Here is an 18,998-nt window from a genome sequence, read left to right on the forward strand (position 1 = left end):
GAGGATCCATACCCCCGGTTTCTGTCGTGATCCCCGGTTTCGACGGAGCGTATGGATCCTCGGGACAAGCCCGAGGATGACGAGGTGGAGGGATCGCCTTCCCGTCCCCACCCACGCAAGGATCCGTTCATGCTGAAAATCGCCATCCAAATGGACCCGATCGAGGCCGTCGACATCGCCGGGGACACCAGCTTCCTGATGGCCGAGACGGCCCAGGCGCGCGGGCACCAGCTGTGGGTCTATGATTTCCGCACCCTGGCGCTGGAGGAGGGCCGCCTCTACTGCCGCGCCCGGCCGATCACCGTGCGGCGTGAGGTCGGGAACCACGTTGATTTCGGCGACTGGGTGCGACTGGACCTGGCCGAGGATGTGGACGTCATCCTGATGCGCCAGGATCCGCCGTTCGACATGGCCTATGTCACCGCCACCTATCTGCTGGAGACGGTCCATCCCAGGACCCTGGTGGTCAACGACCCCGCCCAGGTGCGTTCGGCGCCCGAGAAACTGCTGGTCACCGCCTTCCCCGGCCTCCAGCCCCCGACCCTGATCTCGGCCGATCCCGTCGCTCTGGACGCCTTCCACAAAAAGCACGGCGAGGTGGTGCTGAAGCCGCTGCACGGCAACGGGGGCTCGGGCGTGGTCAAGCTGCGCGCCGACGACCCCAATCTGGACGCCCTGATCGAGATCCACGCCGTGGGCAGCCGCGATCCGCTGGTGATCCAGAAATTCATCCCCGCCGTGTCCAAGGGCGACAAGCGCATCCTGCTGATCGACGGCGAGCCGGTGGGCGCGATCAACCGCGTGCCGGCGGCCGGCGCCGTCCGCTCCAACCTGCACGTCGGCGGCACGGCCATGCCGGTCGAGCTGACGCCGCGCGACCTGGAGATCTGCGCCGCCATCGGCCCGACGCTGAGAGAGCGCGGCCTGATCTTCGTCGGCATCGACGTGATCGGCGACTATCTGACCGAGATCAACGTCACCTCGCCCACCGGCGCCCAGCAGCTGAAGACCTTCACCGGCGTCGACGCCACCGCCCTGATGTGGGACGTGATCGAGAAGAAGTGCACCGCACAGGTTGCGTGATCGCCACTTGAATTAGATTTCAGTTCATGGTTCGTTCCTTCTCCAGGTGGGGAGGACGTCATGGTCGCGCGGGTTGTCACGGTCGCCTTCGACGGGGTCGAGGCCCGGCGCGTGGATGTCGAGGTCCAGCTGGTCGGCCAGGATCAGCAGACGGTGTTCAACATCGTCGGCCTGCCGGACAAGGCCGTGGCCGAAAGCCGCGAACGGGTGCGCGGGGCCTTCGCGGGCATAGGCCTGGCCCTGCCGGCGCGGCGGATCATCGCCAATCTGGCCCCCGCCGACCTGCCCAAGGAGGGCAGTCATTTCGACCTGCCGCTGGCCCTGGCCCTGATGGCGGCCATGGGGGTGATCGCGCCGGACGCCCTGGACGGCTGGGCGGCCATCGGCGAACTGGGGCTGGACGGCCAGATCGCGCGGGTCGGCGGCGCCCTGCCGGCCGCCGTCGCCGCCGACGCCATGGGCCTGGGCCTGATCTGTCCCGAGGCGACGGGGCCGGAGGCGGCCTGGGCCGGCGGCGCCCGCATCCTGGCGCCCCGCTCTCTGATCGCCCTGGTCAATCATTTCAAGGGAACCCAGGTCCTGCGCGCGCCGGAGCCCGGCCCGCTGGCGACCGGCGGCGTTGCGCCCGACCTGCGCGAGGTCAAGGGCCAGGAGGGGGCCAAGCGGGCGCTGGAGATCGCCGCGGCGGGAGGGCACAATCTGCTGTTCGTCGGCCCGCCGGGATCGGGCAAGTCGATGATGGCGCAACGCCTGCCGGGCCTGTTGCCGCCCCTGACCTCGCAGGAACTGCTGGAGACATCGATGGTCTGGTCGGTCGCCGGCCTGATCGAGCGCGGCGCCCTGACCCGGGATCGGCCCTTCAGAAGCCCGCACCATTCGGCCTCGATGGCGGCCCTGACCGGCGGGGGCCTGCGCGCCAAGCCGGGCGAGGCTTCGTTGGCGCACAACGGAATCCTGTTCCTGGATGAGTTGCCGGAATACAGCGCCCAGGCCCTGGATTCGCTGCGTGCGCCGCTGGAAACGGGCGAGATCGTGGTGGCGCGGGCCAACGCCCATATCCGCTATCCGGCGCGGTTCCAACTGGTGGCGGCGATGAATCCCTGTCGGTGCGGCATGGGCGGGGCCGGGCGCGGCGCCTGCGGCAAGGCGCCCCGCTGCCAGCGCGATTACCAGAACCGCATCTCCGGCCCGATGTTCGACCGGATCGACCTGACGGTGGAGACCCCGCCCGTCACCGCCGCCGACATGACCCTGCCCCCGCCGGCCGAAGGCACGGCCGAGGCCAGGGCCCGCGTCGCCGCCGCCCGCGCCATGCAGGAGGATCGGGTCCGCGAGGCGGGGCTGGATCCGGCCCAGGGGCTGAACGCCCGCGCCTCGGGCGACACTCTGGATCGGTTCGCCACGCCCGACGAGGCGGGCCGGATGCTGTTGATGCGGGCGGGCGAAGCCGGGGGGCTGACCGCACGGGGCTGGACCCGCACCCTGCGCCTGGCCCGCACCATCGCCGACCTGGACGGCTGCACCGGCGTGCTGCGGCGCCACATCGCCGAGGCCCTGATCTATCGCCGCACCACCGTGGGGGCCGAGGCCGACTTCGACCGACGCCAGGCCCAGCGGGGCGAGGCGTCCGAGATCCGGGAAGCGACGGCGGAACAGGCGCCCTTCCTCTATTCGTGAGAGGAGCAATCCTTAACCCGACGGCCCTATATTGCGCGGCCTACGGAGACGGTGATGGCGCGACGGGCTGCAAAACGGATCGAGACCCAGGCGACGCAGGCCGTCGATCCGGCCCAGCAGTTCCTGCGGCTGATGAGCCACGAGATGCGCACGCCGCTGAACGGCGTGCTGGGCATGATCAACCTCCTGCAACGCACCCGGCTGGACGGCGCCCAGCGCGCCTATGCCGAGAATGCGCGCCAGTCGGCCGAACATCTGCTCGGCCTGGTCAATGACCTGCTGGACTACGCCCGGCTGGAGGCGGGGTCGCTGGAGTTCGACCTGGCGCCGGTCGATCTGGAAGGCCTGGTGCGCGGCGTCGCCGAACTGCTGAGCCCGCGCGCCCACGACAAGGGGCTGGAGATCGTCTGGTCGGTCGCCGCCGACGCCCCCGACATCCTGGCCGACGAGGGCCGGCTGCGACAGGTGCTGTTCAATCTGGCCGGCAATGCGGTCAAGTTCACCGAGACCGGCGGCGTGCGTCTGTCGGTCGAACGCGTCACCCCGGATCCCACCGACATGGACGACGGGCGCGTCCGCCTGGCCTTCATCATCGACGACACCGGCCCCGGCGTGCCGGCCGAAGCCCGCGCCCGCATCTTCGAGGAGTTCGGCCACGCCGATTCCTCCGACGCCGTGCGCCATGACGGCGCGGGCCTGGGTCTGGCGGTGGTGCGCAAACTGGCGACGGCGATGGGGGGGACGGCTCGGGTCGAGGATCGACCGCACGGCGCCGACGCCGATGCTCGCGGCGGAGCCCGTTTCCGCTTCGAGGCCGGTTTCCTGCCCGTCGCCGGCCCGCGCGACACCCCGCTGCACGGCCAGACGGTCTGCATCGACTCGCCCGATTCCTTCGTCCGCGCCGCCGCCGCCGATCAGATTAAGGCGTCCGGAGGCCGGGTCGCCGCCAAGGCCCCGGTGACCCTGGTCGACCATGCGGGCGCTCCCGCCGGCGACCTGACGCCCCTTCCGCCCGCAGGGCGGGGCGTCGTGCTGCTGAAACCGTCCGAACGGGACCTGATCCCCCGCTATCGGGCCGCCGGCTTCCACGGCTATCTGATCAAGCCCCTGCGCCGGGCCTCCCTGGCCGAACGGGTTCTGGCCGCCGTGGGCGCGGACCCCGCCGCCCCGACCGCCGTCGCCGCGCCCGAAGACGACCGCGTGATCCCCGCCCGGTTCGCCGGCGTCCGCGTGCTGCTGGCCGAGGACAATCCGGTCGGCGCCCTTCTGGCCCGCACCCTGCTGCGGCGCGAGGGCTGCACCGTCGAGACCGCCGCCACGGGCCATGAGGCCGTCGCCGCCCTGGCGCGCGCCCGCTATGACCTGGTCTTCATGGACATGCGGATGCCGGGCATGGACGGTCCCGCCGCCGCCCGCGCCATCCGCGCTGCGGGCGACGCCACCCCCATACTGGCCCTGACCGCCAACGCCTTCGCCGAGGACCGGCGCCTGTGCCTGGAGGCCGGAATGAACGACCATCTCGTCAAGCCGCTGGACGCCGAGGCCCTGCGCGCCGCCCTGGCCCGCTGGACGAAACGCGACATCCGCGCCAAGGTCGGCTGAGTTACAGGCGCCCGCGATTCCGGCCGCCGCCGGAGCCGTGCATGACCGATCAAGCCACCCCCGCCGCCGCATCCGGCAAGGCGACGCCCGCCAGCCGTTTCGGTGGTCTGGCCGTCTATGGCGAACGGCGCGTCTTCATCATGCTGCTGCTGGGCTTTTCGGCCGGCCTGCCCAATCTGCTGATCTTCGACACCCTGTCGGCTTGGCTGCGCGAGAGCGGCCAGACACTGGAGGTGATCGGTTTCTTCGCCCTGGCGACCCTGTCCTATTCGCTGAAATTCGTCTGGGCGCCGCTGATTGATCGCACGGCGGTGCCGATCCTGACGCCCCTTCTGGGCCATCGGCGCTCCTGGATGCTGCTGACCCAGGCCGTCATCGTCTTCGGTCTGTGGTCGATTTCGGGCCTCGATCCGTCGAACGCCCTGCTGGCTGTGGCCCTGTTCGCCACCCTGGTCGGCTTCTTCGGCGCCACTCAGGACATCGTCATTGACGCCTGGCGGATCGAGGCGGCGGATGACAGTCGCCACGGCGCCATGGCCGCCGCCTATCAGATGGGCTACCGCGTCGCCATGATCGTGGCCGGCGCCGTGCCCCTGGTCCTGGCCGATCTCTACAACTGGAATGTCTCCTATGCGGTGATGGCCGCCCTGATGGGTTTCGGCGTCGCCGGCGTCCTGTTCGCCCCGCGCGAAAAAGCTCATTCGATCCGACCCATTCCGGTGGGCGACACCCCCTCACGGCCGAGGTGGGAGGTGCTGGAATGGATCGCCCGCCTGATCCTGATCGCCGCCGCCGCCATGGTCGTCGGCTCGGGCCTGACGGCGCAGGCAGGCCCTCTGAATGGCCTGCTGGGTCTGTTCGGCCTTGGAACGGATGGTCAGGCCGCCATCACCGACGCCTGGGCGGCCCGGCCGGGCGGCGTCTATCTCCAGGTCGTGTCGGTTTTCTCGGGCTTGGCGCTTCTGGTTCTGGCCTGCTGGCCTATTCCCGGTTTGAGAACCCGCCCGGGCGCCTATCTGGCGGGGTCCTTCGGCGAACCTCTGGCGGACTTCTACAAGCGGTTTTCGGGAGTGGCGACGCTGATCCTGGCGCTGATCTGCGTCTATCGCCTGGCCGATTTCGTGCTGAACATCATGAACCCCTTCTATCTGGACCTGGGCTTCACCAAGACGGAACTGGCGGAAGTTCGAAAGGTGTTCGGGGTCGTCATGACCACCCTGGGCGTCTTTATCGGAGGTTGGTCGGTGGCGCGGCTAGGCCTGATCCGCACCATGGTGATCGGCGCATTCATGAGCCCGCTGTCCAACCTGGTCTTCGCCTGGCTGGCGACCCAGGGCCCCAGCCTGCCGGCCCTGACCTTCGCCATCGGGGTGGACAACAGCGCCACGGGCTACGCTGGGACGGCCCTGATCGCCTATATGTCCAGCCTGACGTCGATCGGCTTCACCGCCACCCAGTACGCTCTTTTCAGTTCGCTCTACGCCCTGCCGGGCAAGCTGATCGCCTCTCAGTCCGGGCGTATCGTCGAGGCCTCGGCCCGAGCGGCGGAGGGAACCGGTCCATTCGCGGTTTTGCGCCCGCTGTTCGCCCGCCTTCCTGAGGGCTCGCTGGCTGCAGGAGCAGCGACCAGCGGGGTGACGCCGGCCGCCCTCGGCGTCGGCTATGTGGTGTTCTTCCTCTATTCGACCGTCATCGGCGTCTTCGCCATCGTCCTGGCCTTCGTCGTGGCCGCCAAACAGACCGCGCTTCAAGCGCGCCAGCAGAGCGAGGTCGAAGAGGACGCCGCCATCGCGGCGACGGAGGGGCAGCCGTCCTGACGACGCCCAAGAAAAGGCCCGCCGGACGCCGGCGGGCCTTCTTCGTTCCAGCGTTGGCCGGTCCTAGTGCTTGGCGTTTTCGGCGCCCTGGCTGACCGCCGAACCGGCTGCGGAGACGTCGCGGCCGACGCCCGAGATGGTGTTGCAGGCCGACACGGCCAGGGCGGCGGCGACGATGGAGAGGGCGATTATCTTGCGCATGGTGAAAACCCGGATGTTATGGTCAAGCTGTCCCCCAACGCCGCGCCTGGGCATAGGTTGCATCGAGCGGCGCCATATCGCGATTTCGACCGATCCCTGTTGGATCGTCGTGACGCTGCCGTGCTGACACGCTTGCTTCGGACGGGCGACGCCCCGAAGGTGGACGCCTGTTCTTCGAGGGGTTGTCCATGCGTCGTCTTCTGATCTCGTCCGTCGCCGGCCTGGCGGTGCTGTCCGGCGTTCCGGCCCTGGCCCAGACGCCAAACGTAGCGCCGACCACCGCGCCGTCGCCCCAGGCCCAGAGCGAGGACGCGCGGCTGAACGCCTTCTTCGAAGAGGCTTTCCAGGCCCGCATCGCCCTCAGCCCGCAACAGATGACCTCGCTGGGGATCAAGACCGACTATGACAGGCTGGACGATGTGTCGGACGCCGCCGCCGACCGCGCCCTGGCCCTGTCCGAAAGCCAGCTGGCCCGGATGAAGACCGAGTTTGATCCGCAGAAGCTGGGACCTCAGGCGCGTTTGTCGTGGCGGATGTTCGAATACGGCGTCCAACAGGCCCGGCTGTCGAACCAGTGGCGCGACTGGGGCTTTCAGTTCGCCGCCAACGGCAATCCGACCACCAGTCTGCCCGTCTTCCTGATCAACAATCACCGCGTCTCCAGCGTCGCCGACGCCGAGGCCTATGTCGCCCGGCTGCGCGCCGCCCAGGTCCAGATGAGCCAGGTCGCCGACGAACTGCGCCAACGCGCGGCGGCCGGCGTGGTGTCGCCCCGTTTCGTTTTTGCACCCTCCATCGCCAATACCCGCAACGTCATCTCCGGCGCCCCGTTCGACGATGAGCCGGACAATCCGGTCTGGGCCGACTTCAACAAGAAGGTCGCGGCGCTGGAGGCCGACCAGGCGACCAAGGACCGGTTGCTGTCCGAGGGACGCGCCGCCCTGACCGGCCCCTACAAGGCCGGGTTCGACACCGTGCTGGCGGCCCTGGCCGAGGTTCAGCCTCTGGCCGACAGCGACGCCGGCGTATGGCGTCTGCCGCAGGGCGAGGCCTATTACAACGCCCGGCTCCAGCTCTCGACGACGACCGACCTGACCGCCGACCAGATCCATCAGATCGGCCTGGACGAGGTGGCCCGCATCCAGGCCGAGATGGAAGTCATCAAGGCCCAGGTCGGCTTCGCCGGCACGCTGCAGGACTTCTTCGTCTTCCTGAAGACCGATCCGCGCTTCCAGTATCCGAACACGCCGGAAGGCAAGGAACAGTATCTGACAGACGCGCGCGGCTTCATCGCCCAGGTGATGGCGGCGGCCCCTCAGTGGTTCTCGACCCTGCCCAAGGCGGCGCTGGAGGTGCGGGCGGTCGAACCGTTCCGCGAGGCGACGGCCTCGATCGCCTTCTATAATTCGCCGGCGCCGGACGGGTCGCGGCCGGGCATCTATTACGTCAACCTGTCGGACATGACCCAGGTGCTGAAGCCCCAGATCGAGGGCATCAGCTATCATGAGGGCGCCCCAGGGCACCATTTCCAGATCGCCTACGCCCAGGAGATCGAAGGCCTGCCGCGCTTCCGCCGCTTCGGCGGCTACGGCGCCTACGCGGAAGGGTGGGGGCTGTACGCCGAGCAGCTGGGCAAGGAGATGGGCTTCTATCAGGACCCCTATTCCGATTTCGGCCGGCTCTCGACCGAGCTGTGGCGCGCGGTGCGGCTGGTGACCGACACCGGCCTGCACGCCAAGCGCTGGAGCCGGGAACAGGCGATGGACTATTTCCGTCAGAACTCCCTGCTGTCCGAGCGCGACATCGAAAAAGAGGTCGAGCGCTACATCACCAATCCCGGCCAGGCGACCAGCTACAAGATCGGCGAGCTGAAGATCGAGGAACTGCGCGACCGCGCCAAGGCGGCGCTGGGCGACCGGTTCGACATCAAGGACTTCCACGCCGTGGTCCTGGGCTCCGGCTCGGTGCCGCTGGACGTGCTGGAAGACCAGGTCGATGGCTGGATCGCGGCAGGCGGCGGGGCGCCGACGACCTAGACACGCCTTTCTCCCTCCCCCTCGGGGGAGGGGGGTCGCGGAGCGACCGGGTGGGAGCGGCCCGGCAGGGACGCACTTGAATGATGTCGGAAAAATTGCTGAGGACGGCGCTTTGCCGCCCCCACCCGACCTCGCTTCGCTCGGTCACCCTCCCCGGAGCGGGGAGGGAAAGGTCTGGAGTCGGATTTTTCCGACTTTATGTGTATGAGCCGCCGCCATGCCCTTCACCGCCACCGTCCTGACCATGTTTCCCGAGGCCTTTCCGGGCCCGCTCGGCGTGTCGCTGATCGGCACGGCCTGGCGCGAGAAGGGCTTGTGGAGCCTGGATACGGTTGACATTCGCGCCTTTTCCACAGATACGCGCGGCTTCCTGGACGACACCCCTGCGGGTGGCGGCCCGGGAGCCGTGCTTAAGGCGGACGTGGTGGCTCGGGCGGTGGATAGCCTGCCGGGGCCGACCAACCCTTCTAGGGGGCGCCCGCTTTTGTACATGAGCGCCCGGGGTCGGCCCCTGACCCAGGCGCGCGTCAAGGAATGGGTCTCGCCTGAAAAGGGTGGGGCCAACGGAATCGTCGTGCTGTGCGGCCGTTTCGAGGGGGTGGATCAGCGGGTGCTGGACGCACGCGGGTTCGAGGAGGTCTCGGTCGGAGACGCGGTGCTCGCCGGCGGCGAGGCGGCGGCCATGGTCGTGATCGAGGCGTGCGTAAGACTGATCCCCGGCGTGCTCGGCGCGGCAGACAGCCTGTCGTCCGAAAGCTTCGAGGATGGGCTTCTGGAACACCCGCAGTACACGCGACCGCGGACGTTCGAGGGGCTGGAGATACCCGAGGTGCTGCTGTCGGGCGACCACAAGAAGGTCGCCAAATGGCGCGAGGCGCAGCGGGAAGAGACCACGCGGGAGCGACGACCAGACCTCTGGGAAGCGCATCTCGCCAAATCACAGGCAAAGAGCGCAAAGCTCGAGGAGAAATGACATGAACATCGTTCAACAGCTGGACGCCGAAGAAAAAGCCCGCGTCCTGGGCGAACGCACCATCCCGGTCTTCCAGCCCGGCGACACCCTGCGCGTCAATGTGAAGATCAAGGAAGGCGAGCGCGAGCGCGTCCAGGCCTTCGAAGGCGTCTGCATCGCCCGTGACGGCGGCGGCATCAGCGAGACCTTCACCGTCCGCAAGATCTCGTTCGGCGAAGGCGTCGAGCGCAAATTCCCCATTCTGTCGCCGAACATCGAGTCGATCGAAGTGAAGCGCCGCGGCGTCGTGCGTCGCGCCAAGCTCTATTATCTGCGTGATCGTCGCGGCAAGTCGGCCCGGATCGCCGAACGCCAGACCGTCCGTCCCGCCAAGGGCGTCGTGGTTCCGGAAACCGGTTCGGCCGCCAAGGGCGACGAAGCCTGATTTGACATTGTCGCGCGCGGCTTGAGCGCGGATCGTGCTGAAATGACGAAGGCCCCGGCGACAGCGCCGGGGCCTTTTTCATGCGCGGTGACTGACCCTACTGCGGGTACAGGGGATTGGATGCGTCCCTCTGGCCTTCCAGGCTGCGATTCAGGTCGTGAACCTCGTCATGATCGGCCTTCACCAAGGCGTAGGCCCGACGGATGGTCTCGTGGGTCGTGGCCGAAATGCTAGCGTCTTCCAACGCCCTTTCGAACTTGGCGGCGATAAAGCCTTCGCCGCTGTCGATGGAGCCGACGACCGTGTCGTCGTTGCGCAGCAGGGCGTGTTTGACGTCGAGAAAGGCGCGGTGGGCCTTGGCCAGGATCGAGCCCTTGGATTCCGGGTCGCCGCCCAGGCCCCGCACGGCCTCGGACAGGTCGTCCGCCACCTGCTGGCGTTCGATGCTGCGGCGCTCGAACAGGCTGGTGTAATCGGGATCGCGGGATTCCACGGCGGCTTCGCCATAGCCGTCGGCGCTGTCCAGGGTCGTCTCGATCAGGCTGTTCAGAACCTTGATGTCGTGGGCGTTGGGATTGGTCATGTCTTCCGTTCCTCCGCGATTGCGGTCGAACGGCGGAATGGCTGGGCGAGACCTTGGTTGCCGCCCCGCGACATCAAAGTTTGGTGCGCAGGGACCACAGTTCCGGGAAGCAGCGCTTGGTCAGGGTCGAGGCCAGATAGGCCGCCCCCTCGGTGCCGCCGGTGCCGCGCCGCCGGCCGATGATCCGCTCGACCGTGACGACGTGCTTGTGCCGCCAGGTCAGCAGGGCGTCGTCCAGATCGACCAGCTTCTCGGCCAGTTGATACAGGGCCCACCAGCGCTCGGTGTCGCGATAGACCTCCAGCCAGGCCGCCTCGACGGCCTCGGACGGCTCATAAGGCTGGGTCACGTCGCGGTTCAGCACCTCGGCCGGGATGGGCAGCCCCGCCTGGGCCATCTGGGCCAGGGCGTCGTCGTACAGGCTGGGGTCCGCGATGGCGGCCTTCAGCGCGGCCAGGGCCTCTGGACGGTCCGCGTGGAACTTCAGGAAGCTGGCGTCCTTCAGGCCCAGCATGGCCTCGAACCGGCGGAACTGGTCGCTCTGAAAGCCCGAGGACGACCCTAGCGAACCCCGGAACCGCAGATAGTCCGACGGAGTCATGGTCGAAAGAATGTCCCAGCTGTGGGTCATCACCGCCTGGATGCGCGAAACCCGGGCCAGGCTCTTGTAGGCCGGGACCAGGTCGCCGGCGCGAACCAGCTGCTGGGCCAGGGCTGTCTCGTGCAGGATCTGCTTCAGCCACAGCTCCTTGGTTTGGTGGATGACGACGAACAGCATTTCGTCATGCTGATCCGACAGCGGATGCTGGGTCGAGAGCAGGTCGTCCAACGCCAGATAGCCGGCGTAGGTGATGTCGCTGGATTGGGTCATGCGCCGCTATCGCCCGCGGGGGGCGGATGCGCAAGCCGGCCTAGTGCTGGCCCTGGCTCGAAGCGTTCGACGCGATCTGACGACCGGCGTCGAAGGCGTCACGGGCGCCTTTGTAGATGAAGCCGTAGGTCGGATAGACGGTCGTGCCCAGGCCGTTGATCGGATTGTACCAGACCTTGACCTGGGACCAGTCGTTGGACGGCGAGACGTCCACGACGGTGACGTTTTCCTCGACCTTGCCGCGGCTGCCGCCCCAGTTGGCGTGGGTCACGCGCACGACCCGGTCGGTCAGGATGTCGGAGACGACGGCGACATGGCCCCGGCTCATCCGGCCTTCGGGACGGAAGACCAGGACCGAACCCGTTTCGGGCGCGTCGCCGGTGCGGAACTTCTCGGTGGCCTGACGCCACCAGGTCCAGGCGTCGCCGAAGATGTTGATGCCCGAGAACATGCGGGCGAAGGTCACGCACTGCCAGTACGGCTCATCGGACTTTGCGGAAACGGGGGTGACGCCCAGCGCAAAAAAACCGAGGGTCGCCGCAACCGCGGCGGCTTTGAGCCGTTTCATCATGCTGAGGTCTCGTCCCGACTGCCGATGGTCTTTTTAGACCATAGGAAATTAGGATTGAAAAACCCTTTTCGGCGTATCGCCGTCCTGCGGTTTGTCGCTTGACGCTGTTTTGCGTCCCTGCGCCATCCCTCTCAAAGCCTTGCGAGCCGGGTGTTCCACCAGGTGGTAGGACAGGGCCGCCACGACCGGCAAAAGCGCCAGAATCGCCAACCACACGAAAAGTTGAAGCTGCTTGTCCGGGGCGTCGGTCAGCTTGGCCGCGAGGTTAACGGCCAGAAGTTTCCAAGGCACGCAGACCATATAGACCGAATAGCTGATCTCCCCCAGATAGACCGCCGGCCTGGACGCCAGCCATCCGGCCCGCTCGTTCGGCAGGGAGGCCAAGGACAGGATCAGGGCCCCGGCCAGCAGGACGGTGATCCCGTCCCATAGGCCGAGCGCCGCGCTCAACACCATCAGACCGAACGACACGGCCGAGGCGGTCCAGGGCGCCTTCAGCGGCGCCTTGCGGTAGACGAGGTACAGGGCGCAGCCCAGGGCGAAACAGGGCACGATCCGCAAGGCGCCCCAGCGGATGGTCGCCTCGGTCAACGAAAAGCCCGCGACGCGCTCGAACCCATAATACAGCACCGTCAAGAAGGCGGCCGTACCGACAACGGCCGCTACCGGCTTCTCACGCGCGCGCCAGAAGACGAAGGCGAACAGGGGGAAACAGAGATAGGCGAACCATTCCGCCGAGATCGACCAGGACGGATGGTTCCAACCGGCGACGGGGGCCAGGCCCCAGGCGTGGACCATCAGCAGATTGGCCGGAAGCGAGACCCACGACAGCACATTGCCGTCCACGTTCATCCCGGCGACCAGGGCGACGGCGGCCAGCAACCCCACCCCGACCAGGGTCGCCACATGCAGGGGATAGACCCGCGCCACCCGCGCCCACAGGAAGCCGCGATACGAAAACCGCTTCTCGCCCGCCGACTGAAGATAGACGTGGCTGAGGATGAAACCGGACAGGACGAAGAACAGTTCGACCCCCAGATAGCCCTTGTCGACAAGGCCGGAGGACCCGGCGCCGGCCAGGTTTTCCCAGTAGGTATAGACGGCCACCCAGATCGCTGCGCCGAAACGCAGGGCGGTGATGGGGCGCAGATCGGCGGGCGTCTGGACGGGGGTCATGGTCTCACCTTGGCACGTCGGGCTTTGCGAACCGTGAAGGCCCGCAAGGACCGCGCCTGTCCCGCCCGGGTCCGGTGGAAACCGGCCGGCAGGGCCGTGTCCGCCCCCGTTCGACCCGGAGGCCGGACCTCCATCTTCATGCCGTCAGAGGAAGGAGTAGGGATCGACGTCGACGGTCAGCCGGACCGAGGCCGGGACCTTCACCCGCGTCAGCCAGGCCCGCAGGAAGGCCTGAAGATTGACGTCGCGGTCGGCCCGCACCAGCAGCCGCTTGCGGCGTCGCCCCCGCACCAGGGCCAGGGGCGCGTCGGCGGGGCCATAGACCTCTAGCCGCTCGGCGTTGGGAATGGCCTGGGCCAGGTCGGCGGCGACCTTCTCCACCGCCGCCGCATTCTCGCTGGACAGGATGATCGCCGCCAGTCGGCCGAAGGGGGGCAGGGACGCCGCTTCCCGCTCGGCCATCTCGGCCTCGACGAAGGCGTCGCGGTCGCCGGCGGCCAGCGCCATCAGCACCGGGTGTTCCGGGGTCCAGGTCTGCAAAATGGCCCGCCCCGGCCGGTCGGCGCGGCCCGCCCGCCCCGTCGCCTGAGCCAAGAGCTGATAGGTGCGCTCGGCCGCCCGCAGGTCGCCGCCCCGCAAGCCCAGGTCCGCATCCACCACCCCGACCAGGGTCAGGCGGGGGAAGTTGTGGCCCTTGGCGGCGGCCTGGGTCGCGACCAGGATGTCGATCTCGCCGTCGGTCATCCGCTGGATCAAGGCCCGCGCCGACTTGGCGTCGGGCGCGGTGTCAGAGCTGAACACCGCCGTCCGCGCCTCGGGGAACAGCTGGCGCACCTCCTCCTCGACCCGTTCGACGCCGGGGCCGACCGAGACCAAGGAGTCCTCGGCCCCGCACGACGGGCACAGTTTGGGCCGCGCCATGGAGAAGCCGGTCAGGTGACAGACCAGACGGCCGGTATAGCGATGCTCGACCAGCCAGCTGTCGGTGTCCGGCGCGGTCAGCCGGTGCCCGCAGACGCGGCACAGGACGACGGGCGCATAGCCGCGCCGGTTCAGGAACAACAGGGTCTGCTCGCCCCGCGCCAGGGTCTCGCCCACCGCCGTACGCAGGGGCTGGGACAGCCAGGTCTGGGGATCGGGCGTATGCTGGCGCAGGTCCAGCAGTTCGATATCGGGCATCACCGCCACCCCGTGACGCGCGCCCAGCTTCAGCCAGTAGTAACGCCCGGCCTGGGCGTTCCACAGGGTCTCCAGCGACGGCGTCGCCGAGGCCAGAACCACCGCCGCCCCCTCGATCCGCGCCCGCGCCACCGCCAGATCCCGTCCGTGATAGACCAGACCTTCTTCCTGTTTGAACGAACTGTCGTGCTCCTCGTCCACCACGATCAGCCGCAGATCGACGAAGGGCAGGAACAGGGCGGACCGGGCGCCGACCACGATATTGCACCGGCCGGCGACCACCGCCTCCCACACCTGACGACGGCGCGGCGGGGCGACGCCGGAATGCCATTCGGCCGGGGCGGCGCCGAACCGGGCCGTGATCCGCTCGATTAGGGCCTGGGTCAGGGCGATCTCGGGCAGAAGGATCAGGATCTGCGCCGCCGGATCGGCCCGCAGCACCCGCGCGATCGCCTCCAGATAGGCCTCGGTCTTGCCCGACCCCGTGACCCCGTCCAGCAGGAAGGGCCGGAAACCACCGCCCGTCACCCCGGCCGCCAGGGCCGAAGCCGCCGCCGCCTGGTCGCCGTTCAGCGTCGCCGGCGCATGGTCGGGGTCGGGCCGTTCGAACGCCGCCTCGGCCGCGATCTCGACGATTTCCAGCACGCCCTCGTCGATCAGGCCCTTGACCACGCCGGACGACACGCCGGCGGCGCGCGCCAGATCGGCGCCCGCCATGGCGCGCTCGCCCAGGGCCTCCAGCACGCCCGTCCGGGCCGGGGTGGCGCGCGCCGGTTGCCGGTCGCCGACCCGCCGCACGCGGCGTTCCGGCTTGGGGCGTGGCGCGCGCAGCCCCTTCAGTGCGGTCGCCGCCATCTCGCCCGGTGGGGACAGGGTCCAGCGCCCGGCCCATTCGACGAAGTCCATCACCCCGGCCGGTAGCGCAGGGTCGGCCAGTCTCGACTCGACCGATTTCAGCCGCCGGTTGGAGCCGGTGGTCTCGAACACCTCGGCCACCACCCCCCGGATCAGCCGCGGCCCCAGCGGCACGGCGACCTGATCGCCGCGCGCCAGGCTCAGCGTCTCGGGAACCTCATAATCGAAGGCTTCCGGCACGGGCAGGGGAATGAGGACCGAGGCGACTTTCACCGAACTGCGCCCTCGGCTATGAAGCCGTCCATGAAACTCTTTCTCGATACCGCCGACGTCGCCGTCATCAAGGACATGGTCCCCACCGGAATGGTGGACGGCGTCACCACCAATCCGTCGCTGATCGCCAAGTCGGGTCGGAACATCGCCGAGGTCATCGCCGAAATCTGCGCCCTGGTCGAGGGGCCGATTTCCGCCGAGGCCGTCTCGCTCGATTTCGAGACCATGGTCAAGGAGGGCGACAAGCTGGCCGCCATCGCCCCCAACGTGGTCGTCAAACTGCCCCTGACCTGGGACGGCCTGCGCGCCTGCCGCGTCTTCACCGACAAGGGGATCAAGACCAACGTCACCCTGTGCTTCTCGGCCGCCCAGGCCCTGCTGGCCGCCAAGGCGGGCGCCACCTTCGTCTCGCCCTTCGTCGGCCGTCTGGAAGACAATGGCGCCGACGGCATCGCCCTGCTGGAGGAAATCCGCGTCCTGTATGACGTGCACGGTTTCGAGACCCAGATCCTGGCCGCCTCGCTGCGCAACGTCGCCCATGTGGCCGCCGCCGCCGTGGCCGGATCGGACGCCGCCACCTTCGGCGCCGACACATTCAAGGCCCTGGTAAAGCACCCGTTAACCGACAGAGGTCTTGATGCCTTCGTGGCGGACTGGGCCAAGACCGGTCAGTCCATCCTGTAAATCGCGCGTCACGGAGAGGTCTGTTTGAGCGGCTCATTGGACCTTTTCGAAACCGCCGAGGCGGAGGCCGTCCCCCATCTGGGCGACGGCCTGCATTGGCCCGAGGTGCGCGGCTGGCTTCAGACCCATCCCCAGACCCTGCTGGACGATCGCTCCCTGCTGGAAGAGATCGGCCTGCGTCCGCACGGCCGCAATGTGGTCGAGTTCGGCGCCGCCGCCCTGACCCGGCTCGAGGCGGTGGTCGAACGCGAGACCGGCGCCCGGCGCGAGGTCGAGATGATCGCCCGGGCCAATTTCGCCGCCCAGACCCAGACCCATGTCGCCGCCCTGGACCTGATGGAGGCGCGCAATCATTCCGACCTGGCGCGCCGTCTGGATGCCGCGGCCCAGGGCCGGTTCGGTCTGGCCGGCGCCGCCATCGCCATGGAAAAGCCGGGCGGCGTGCCCTTCGGCTGGCGTGCGCTGGAGACCGGCGCGGTGGACAATCTGTTGGGCGAACACGGCCTGACCTGGCTGGGCCCGATGTTCGAGGGGCTGGACCTGTTCGGCGCGGCCGGAGACCAGGTGAAGTCGGTCGCCCTGATCCGCATGGCCCCGCATCTGACGCCGGGCGAACCGCCCCGGTCCTGCCTGTGCGCCTTCGGCTCGCCCGAGGAAGCGGGTTTCACCCCGACCATGGGCTGCGAACTGACGGCCTTCCTGGCCCGGGTGGTGGAGCGGATGGCCGAGCGATGGCCGGTGTTGAACTGACCGCCGCCGACGCCCTGCTCGCCTGGCTCGAGCATCTGGCGCACGAGCGGCGTCTGTCGCCGCGCACCCTCGAGGCCTACGGTCATATCGGTCGGCTGTATGTCGCCTTCCTCGAACGCCATCGCGGCGAGGCCCTGTCGCTGAAAGGCCTGGGAACCGTCACCGCCGCCGAGGTCCGCGCCCATATGGCCGAGCGCCGGTCCGGCGATCACCCGCTGGGCGCTCGCTCGCTGAGCCAGAGCCTGTCGGCCATTCGCGGCTTTCACGCCTTTCTGGATCGACGACTGGACACGCCCGCGCCCCAACTGGCCCTGGTGCGCGGCCCCCGGATCAAGCCCTCCCTGCCCCGGCCAGTGACGGAGGACCAGGCGCGCGGCCTGCTGGCCGAACCCGACGCCGACCCGGACGCCGAACCCTGGGAGGCCGCGCGCGACCGCGCCGTCCTGACCCTGCTCTACGGCTGCGGCCTGCGGATCTCGGAGGGCCTGTCCCTGACCCGGGCCGATGCTCCGTTGGGTGAGACGTTGCGTGTTCTCGGCAAGGGATCAAAGACCCGGATCGTCCCGGTCCTGCCCGCCGTCCGCGCGGCGGTGGACGCCTATCTGGCGCTTCAGCCCTTTCCGCTTCAACCGTCCGACGCCCTGTTCCGCGCCCGGCGCGGCGGTCCGCTCAGCCCGCGCCACGTCCAGGCCTCGGTCCAGCGGCTGCGCGGCCGGCTGGGCCTGCCTGAACGCACCACCCCCCACGCCCTGCGCCACAGTTTCGCGACCCATCTGCTGGGCGCCGGCGCCGACCTGCGGTCGATCCAGGAACTGCTGGGCCACGCCAGTCTCTCGACGACCCAGAAATACACCGGCGTCGACGCCGAACGCCTGTTGAACGCCTATGCGGCGGCCCATCCCCGCGCCTAGAGGGACGCCGGTTCGTCTAAAGACTACAGGCCTGGGCGGGCGGGACGTTCCGAACGGTTCGGCTCGACCGTCCGGTACGGGCCGAACTCGCGTCCCAAGGCGCGCGGCTGATTCGGTACATCATAGCTGATGGGGGCCGGACAGTTGTTCTGGTCGCGCCGGTCCAAAAGCAGGTAACGCCTCACCTGCCCATCATCTCGCGAGCGATCCAGCAAAGGCGCAACAGCCCCCGCCGATGACGGCGAAGCGGTCTGTGTCTGAACAAGAGGGTCGCCACACCGGATCATGGCCTGATCCACCACCGGAACGACCCGCACCATGGGTTGATCGACCGGCGGCGCCGGATGAACGATCACCGCCCCGTTCGACAGGGCCAGAATCAGCAAACTCAGCATCGGAGTCCTCCGGTTTCTGGCCCCATCCTAAACCTGCAACTGCGGATTGACTAGATCGCCCTCACCGCGCCACCGTCCAGCCGGATCAGCGAGCCGGTGACATAGGCGGCCAGGGGGCTGGCCAGGAAGGCGGCGGTGGCGCCGAACTCCTCGGTCGCGCCGATCCGGCCGACGGGGATGGATTTCACGGATTCGGCGCGGGCCTCCTGCGGCGTCACGCCGGTGCGTTCGGCCGTCGCCTGGTCCAGGCGGGCGATGCGCGGGGTGTCGATCCGGCCCGGCAGCAGGGTGTTGACCGTGACCCCGTCCGGCCCGACCTCGTTGGCCAGGGTCTTGGCCCAGGCGGCGACCGAAGCCCGCAGGGTGTTGGACACCCCCAGGGCGGCCGACGGCTCGACCACGGTGATCGAGGCGACGTTCAGGATCCGGCCCCAGCCGGCGGCCCGCATCCGCGGCAGCACCCGGTCGGTCAGGCGGAAGACCGACAACACCATGGATTCGAAATGATCGCGCCAGACCGACGGCTCCAGCCCCGACACGCCCGACGGCGGCGGCCCCCCGGTGTTGTTCAGCAGGATCTCGATATGGCCGCCCAGCAACTCCTCGGCCAGGTCGGCGGCCTTCATCAGGGCCTCGTGATCGGCCAGATCGGCCGTGACCACGGCCGCCTTGCCCGGGCCCATGGCGTTCAGTTCGTCGGCCACGGCCTGAAGCCTGGCCGCGTCGCGCGACAACAGGGCCATATGGGCGCCTTCGGCCACCAGGGCCGTGGCCACGGCCCGGCCCAGGCCGGACGAACCGCCGCAGATCAGGGCGCGTTTGCGCGTGAGTTTCAGGTCCATGTCGGCTCCATGCTTTGGCTCAGGCGGCGGATATCGGGTTTCCGTAGCGTCAGCGCAACGCGGCGTTAACCGACGCAGCGCACCTTCGTCTTCAT

General features: G+C 68.7%; 18 protein-coding genes. 10 read left to right on the forward strand and 8 right to left on the reverse strand.

Going from position 1 to position 18,998, the window contains the following annotated elements; translation table 11 throughout:
* Positions 1–129 precede the first annotated feature (129 nt).
* From gshB to ACW18C_RS15765, 4 genes are read left to right on the forward strand one after another with little or no spacing between them, the layout of a single operon-like run.
* Positions 130–1,083, forward strand: coding sequence for a glutathione synthase (gene gshB / locus ACW18C_RS15750; RefSeq protein WP_492071909.1), 954 nt, complete (start codon positions 130–132; stop codon positions 1,081–1,083).
* Positions 1,084–1,143: 60 nt separating this feature from the next.
* Positions 1,144–2,760: a YifB family Mg chelatase-like AAA ATPase gene (locus tag ACW18C_RS15755; RefSeq protein ID WP_492071910.1), complete on the forward strand. Its 1,617-nt coding sequence runs from the start codon at positions 1,144–1,146 to the stop codon at positions 2,758–2,760.
* A 54-nt stretch (positions 2,761–2,814) separates the two neighbouring features.
* Positions 2,815–4,362, forward strand: a complete 1,548-nt coding sequence (locus ACW18C_RS15760; RefSeq protein ID WP_492071911.1) for a response regulator — start codon at positions 2,815–2,817, stop codon at positions 4,360–4,362.
* A 41-nt stretch (positions 4,363–4,403) separates the two neighbouring features.
* Complete coding sequence (locus ACW18C_RS15765) at positions 4,404–6,179, forward strand: AmpG family muropeptide MFS transporter (RefSeq protein ID WP_492071913.1); 1,776 nt, start codon at positions 4,404–4,406, stop codon at positions 6,177–6,179.
* 63 nt (positions 6,180–6,242) lie between these two features.
* Here the strand turns inward: ACW18C_RS15765 and ACW18C_RS15770 are convergent, their stop codons facing one another.
* Positions 6,243–6,380 carry an entericidin A/B family lipoprotein gene (locus ACW18C_RS15770; protein ID WP_008261150.1) on the reverse strand — a complete coding sequence of 46 codons (138 nt, stop codon included), beginning with the start codon at positions 6,378–6,380 and terminating at the stop codon, positions 6,243–6,245.
* A 188-nt stretch (positions 6,381–6,568) separates the two neighbouring features.
* Here ACW18C_RS15770 and ACW18C_RS15775 point away from each other — a divergent pair, with 188 nt between their 5' ends.
* The 3 genes from ACW18C_RS15775 to rplS all read left to right on the forward strand — a co-directional run bounded on the left by ACW18C_RS15775 (position 6,569) and on the right by rplS (position 9,813).
* Complete coding sequence (locus ACW18C_RS15775) at positions 6,569–8,416, forward strand: DUF885 domain-containing protein (RefSeq protein ID WP_492071914.1); 1,848 nt, start codon at positions 6,569–6,571, stop codon at positions 8,414–8,416.
* Positions 8,417–8,633: 217 nt separating this feature from the next.
* Positions 8,634–9,389 carry a tRNA (guanosine(37)-N1)-methyltransferase TrmD gene (gene trmD, locus ACW18C_RS15780; RefSeq protein ID WP_492071915.1) on the forward strand — a complete coding sequence of 252 codons (756 nt, stop codon included), beginning with the start codon at positions 8,634–8,636 and terminating at the stop codon, positions 9,387–9,389.
* 1 nt (position 9,390) lies between these two features.
* Entirely contained in the window at positions 9,391–9,813 is a 423-nt protein-coding gene (gene rplS / locus ACW18C_RS15785) for a 50S ribosomal protein L19 (protein ID WP_008262119.1), read from the forward strand.
* 97 nt (positions 9,814–9,910) lie between these two features.
* Here the strand turns inward: rplS and ACW18C_RS15790 are convergent, their stop codons facing one another.
* The 5 genes from ACW18C_RS15790 to ACW18C_RS15810 form a co-directional block, all read right to left on the reverse strand.
* Positions 9,911–10,396, reverse strand: coding sequence for a PA2169 family four-helix-bundle protein (locus ACW18C_RS15790; protein ID WP_492071917.1), 486 nt, complete (start codon positions 10,394–10,396; stop codon positions 9,911–9,913).
* Between the two features lie 73 nt (positions 10,397–10,469).
* Positions 10,470–11,267, reverse strand: coding sequence for a tryptophan 2,3-dioxygenase (locus ACW18C_RS15795; RefSeq protein WP_492071918.1), 798 nt, complete (start codon positions 11,265–11,267; stop codon positions 10,470–10,472).
* A 40-nt stretch (positions 11,268–11,307) separates the two neighbouring features.
* The gene (locus tag ACW18C_RS15800) at positions 11,308–11,838 is read right to left on the reverse strand and encodes a CHAP domain-containing protein (protein ID WP_492071919.1); all 531 of its coding nucleotides are present in this window, start codon (positions 11,836–11,838) and stop codon (positions 11,308–11,310) included.
* A 48-nt stretch (positions 11,839–11,886) separates the two neighbouring features.
* Positions 11,887–13,014, reverse strand: coding sequence for an acyltransferase family protein (locus tag ACW18C_RS15805; protein WP_492071920.1), 1,128 nt, complete (start codon positions 13,012–13,014; stop codon positions 11,887–11,889).
* Between the two features lie 144 nt (positions 13,015–13,158).
* Complete coding sequence (locus tag ACW18C_RS15810) at positions 13,159–15,321, reverse strand: primosomal protein N' (RefSeq protein ID WP_492071921.1); 2,163 nt, start codon at positions 15,319–15,321, stop codon at positions 13,159–13,161.
* 30 nt (positions 15,322–15,351) lie between these two features.
* On the opposite strand from ACW18C_RS15810, the gene fsa reads away from it, so the two are divergent.
* The 3 genes from fsa to ACW18C_RS15825 are packed head-to-tail and all read left to right on the forward strand — an operon-like array spanning position 15,352 to position 17,666.
* Entirely contained in the window at positions 15,352–16,005 is a 654-nt protein-coding gene (gene fsa, locus ACW18C_RS15815) for a fructose-6-phosphate aldolase (RefSeq protein ID WP_271165077.1), read from the forward strand.
* Positions 16,006–16,041: 36 nt separating this feature from the next.
* Positions 16,042–16,755: a DUF484 family protein gene (locus ACW18C_RS15820; protein WP_492071923.1), complete on the forward strand. Its 714-nt coding sequence runs from the start codon at positions 16,042–16,044 to the stop codon at positions 16,753–16,755.
* Positions 16,737–17,666, forward strand: a complete 930-nt coding sequence (locus tag ACW18C_RS15825) for a tyrosine recombinase XerC (RefSeq protein WP_492071925.1) — start codon at positions 16,737–16,739, stop codon at positions 17,664–17,666. Before ACW18C_RS15820 ends, ACW18C_RS15825 begins: the two co-directional genes overlap by 19 nt.
* A 23-nt stretch (positions 17,667–17,689) precedes the next feature.
* On the opposite strand, the gene ACW18C_RS15830 is transcribed toward ACW18C_RS15825, so the two are convergent.
* The gene (locus ACW18C_RS15830; RefSeq protein ID WP_008263403.1) at positions 17,690–18,061 is read right to left on the reverse strand and encodes a hypothetical protein; all 372 of its coding nucleotides are present in this window, start codon (positions 18,059–18,061) and stop codon (positions 17,690–17,692) included.
* A gap of 50 nt (positions 18,062–18,111) precedes the next feature.
* Positions 18,112–18,903, reverse strand: coding sequence for an SDR family oxidoreductase (locus tag ACW18C_RS15835; RefSeq protein WP_492071927.1), 792 nt, complete (start codon positions 18,901–18,903; stop codon positions 18,112–18,114).
* Positions 18,904–18,998 lie beyond the last annotated feature (95 nt).

It is taken from the genome of Brevundimonas sp. FV1ye7S (assembly GCF_058680995.1).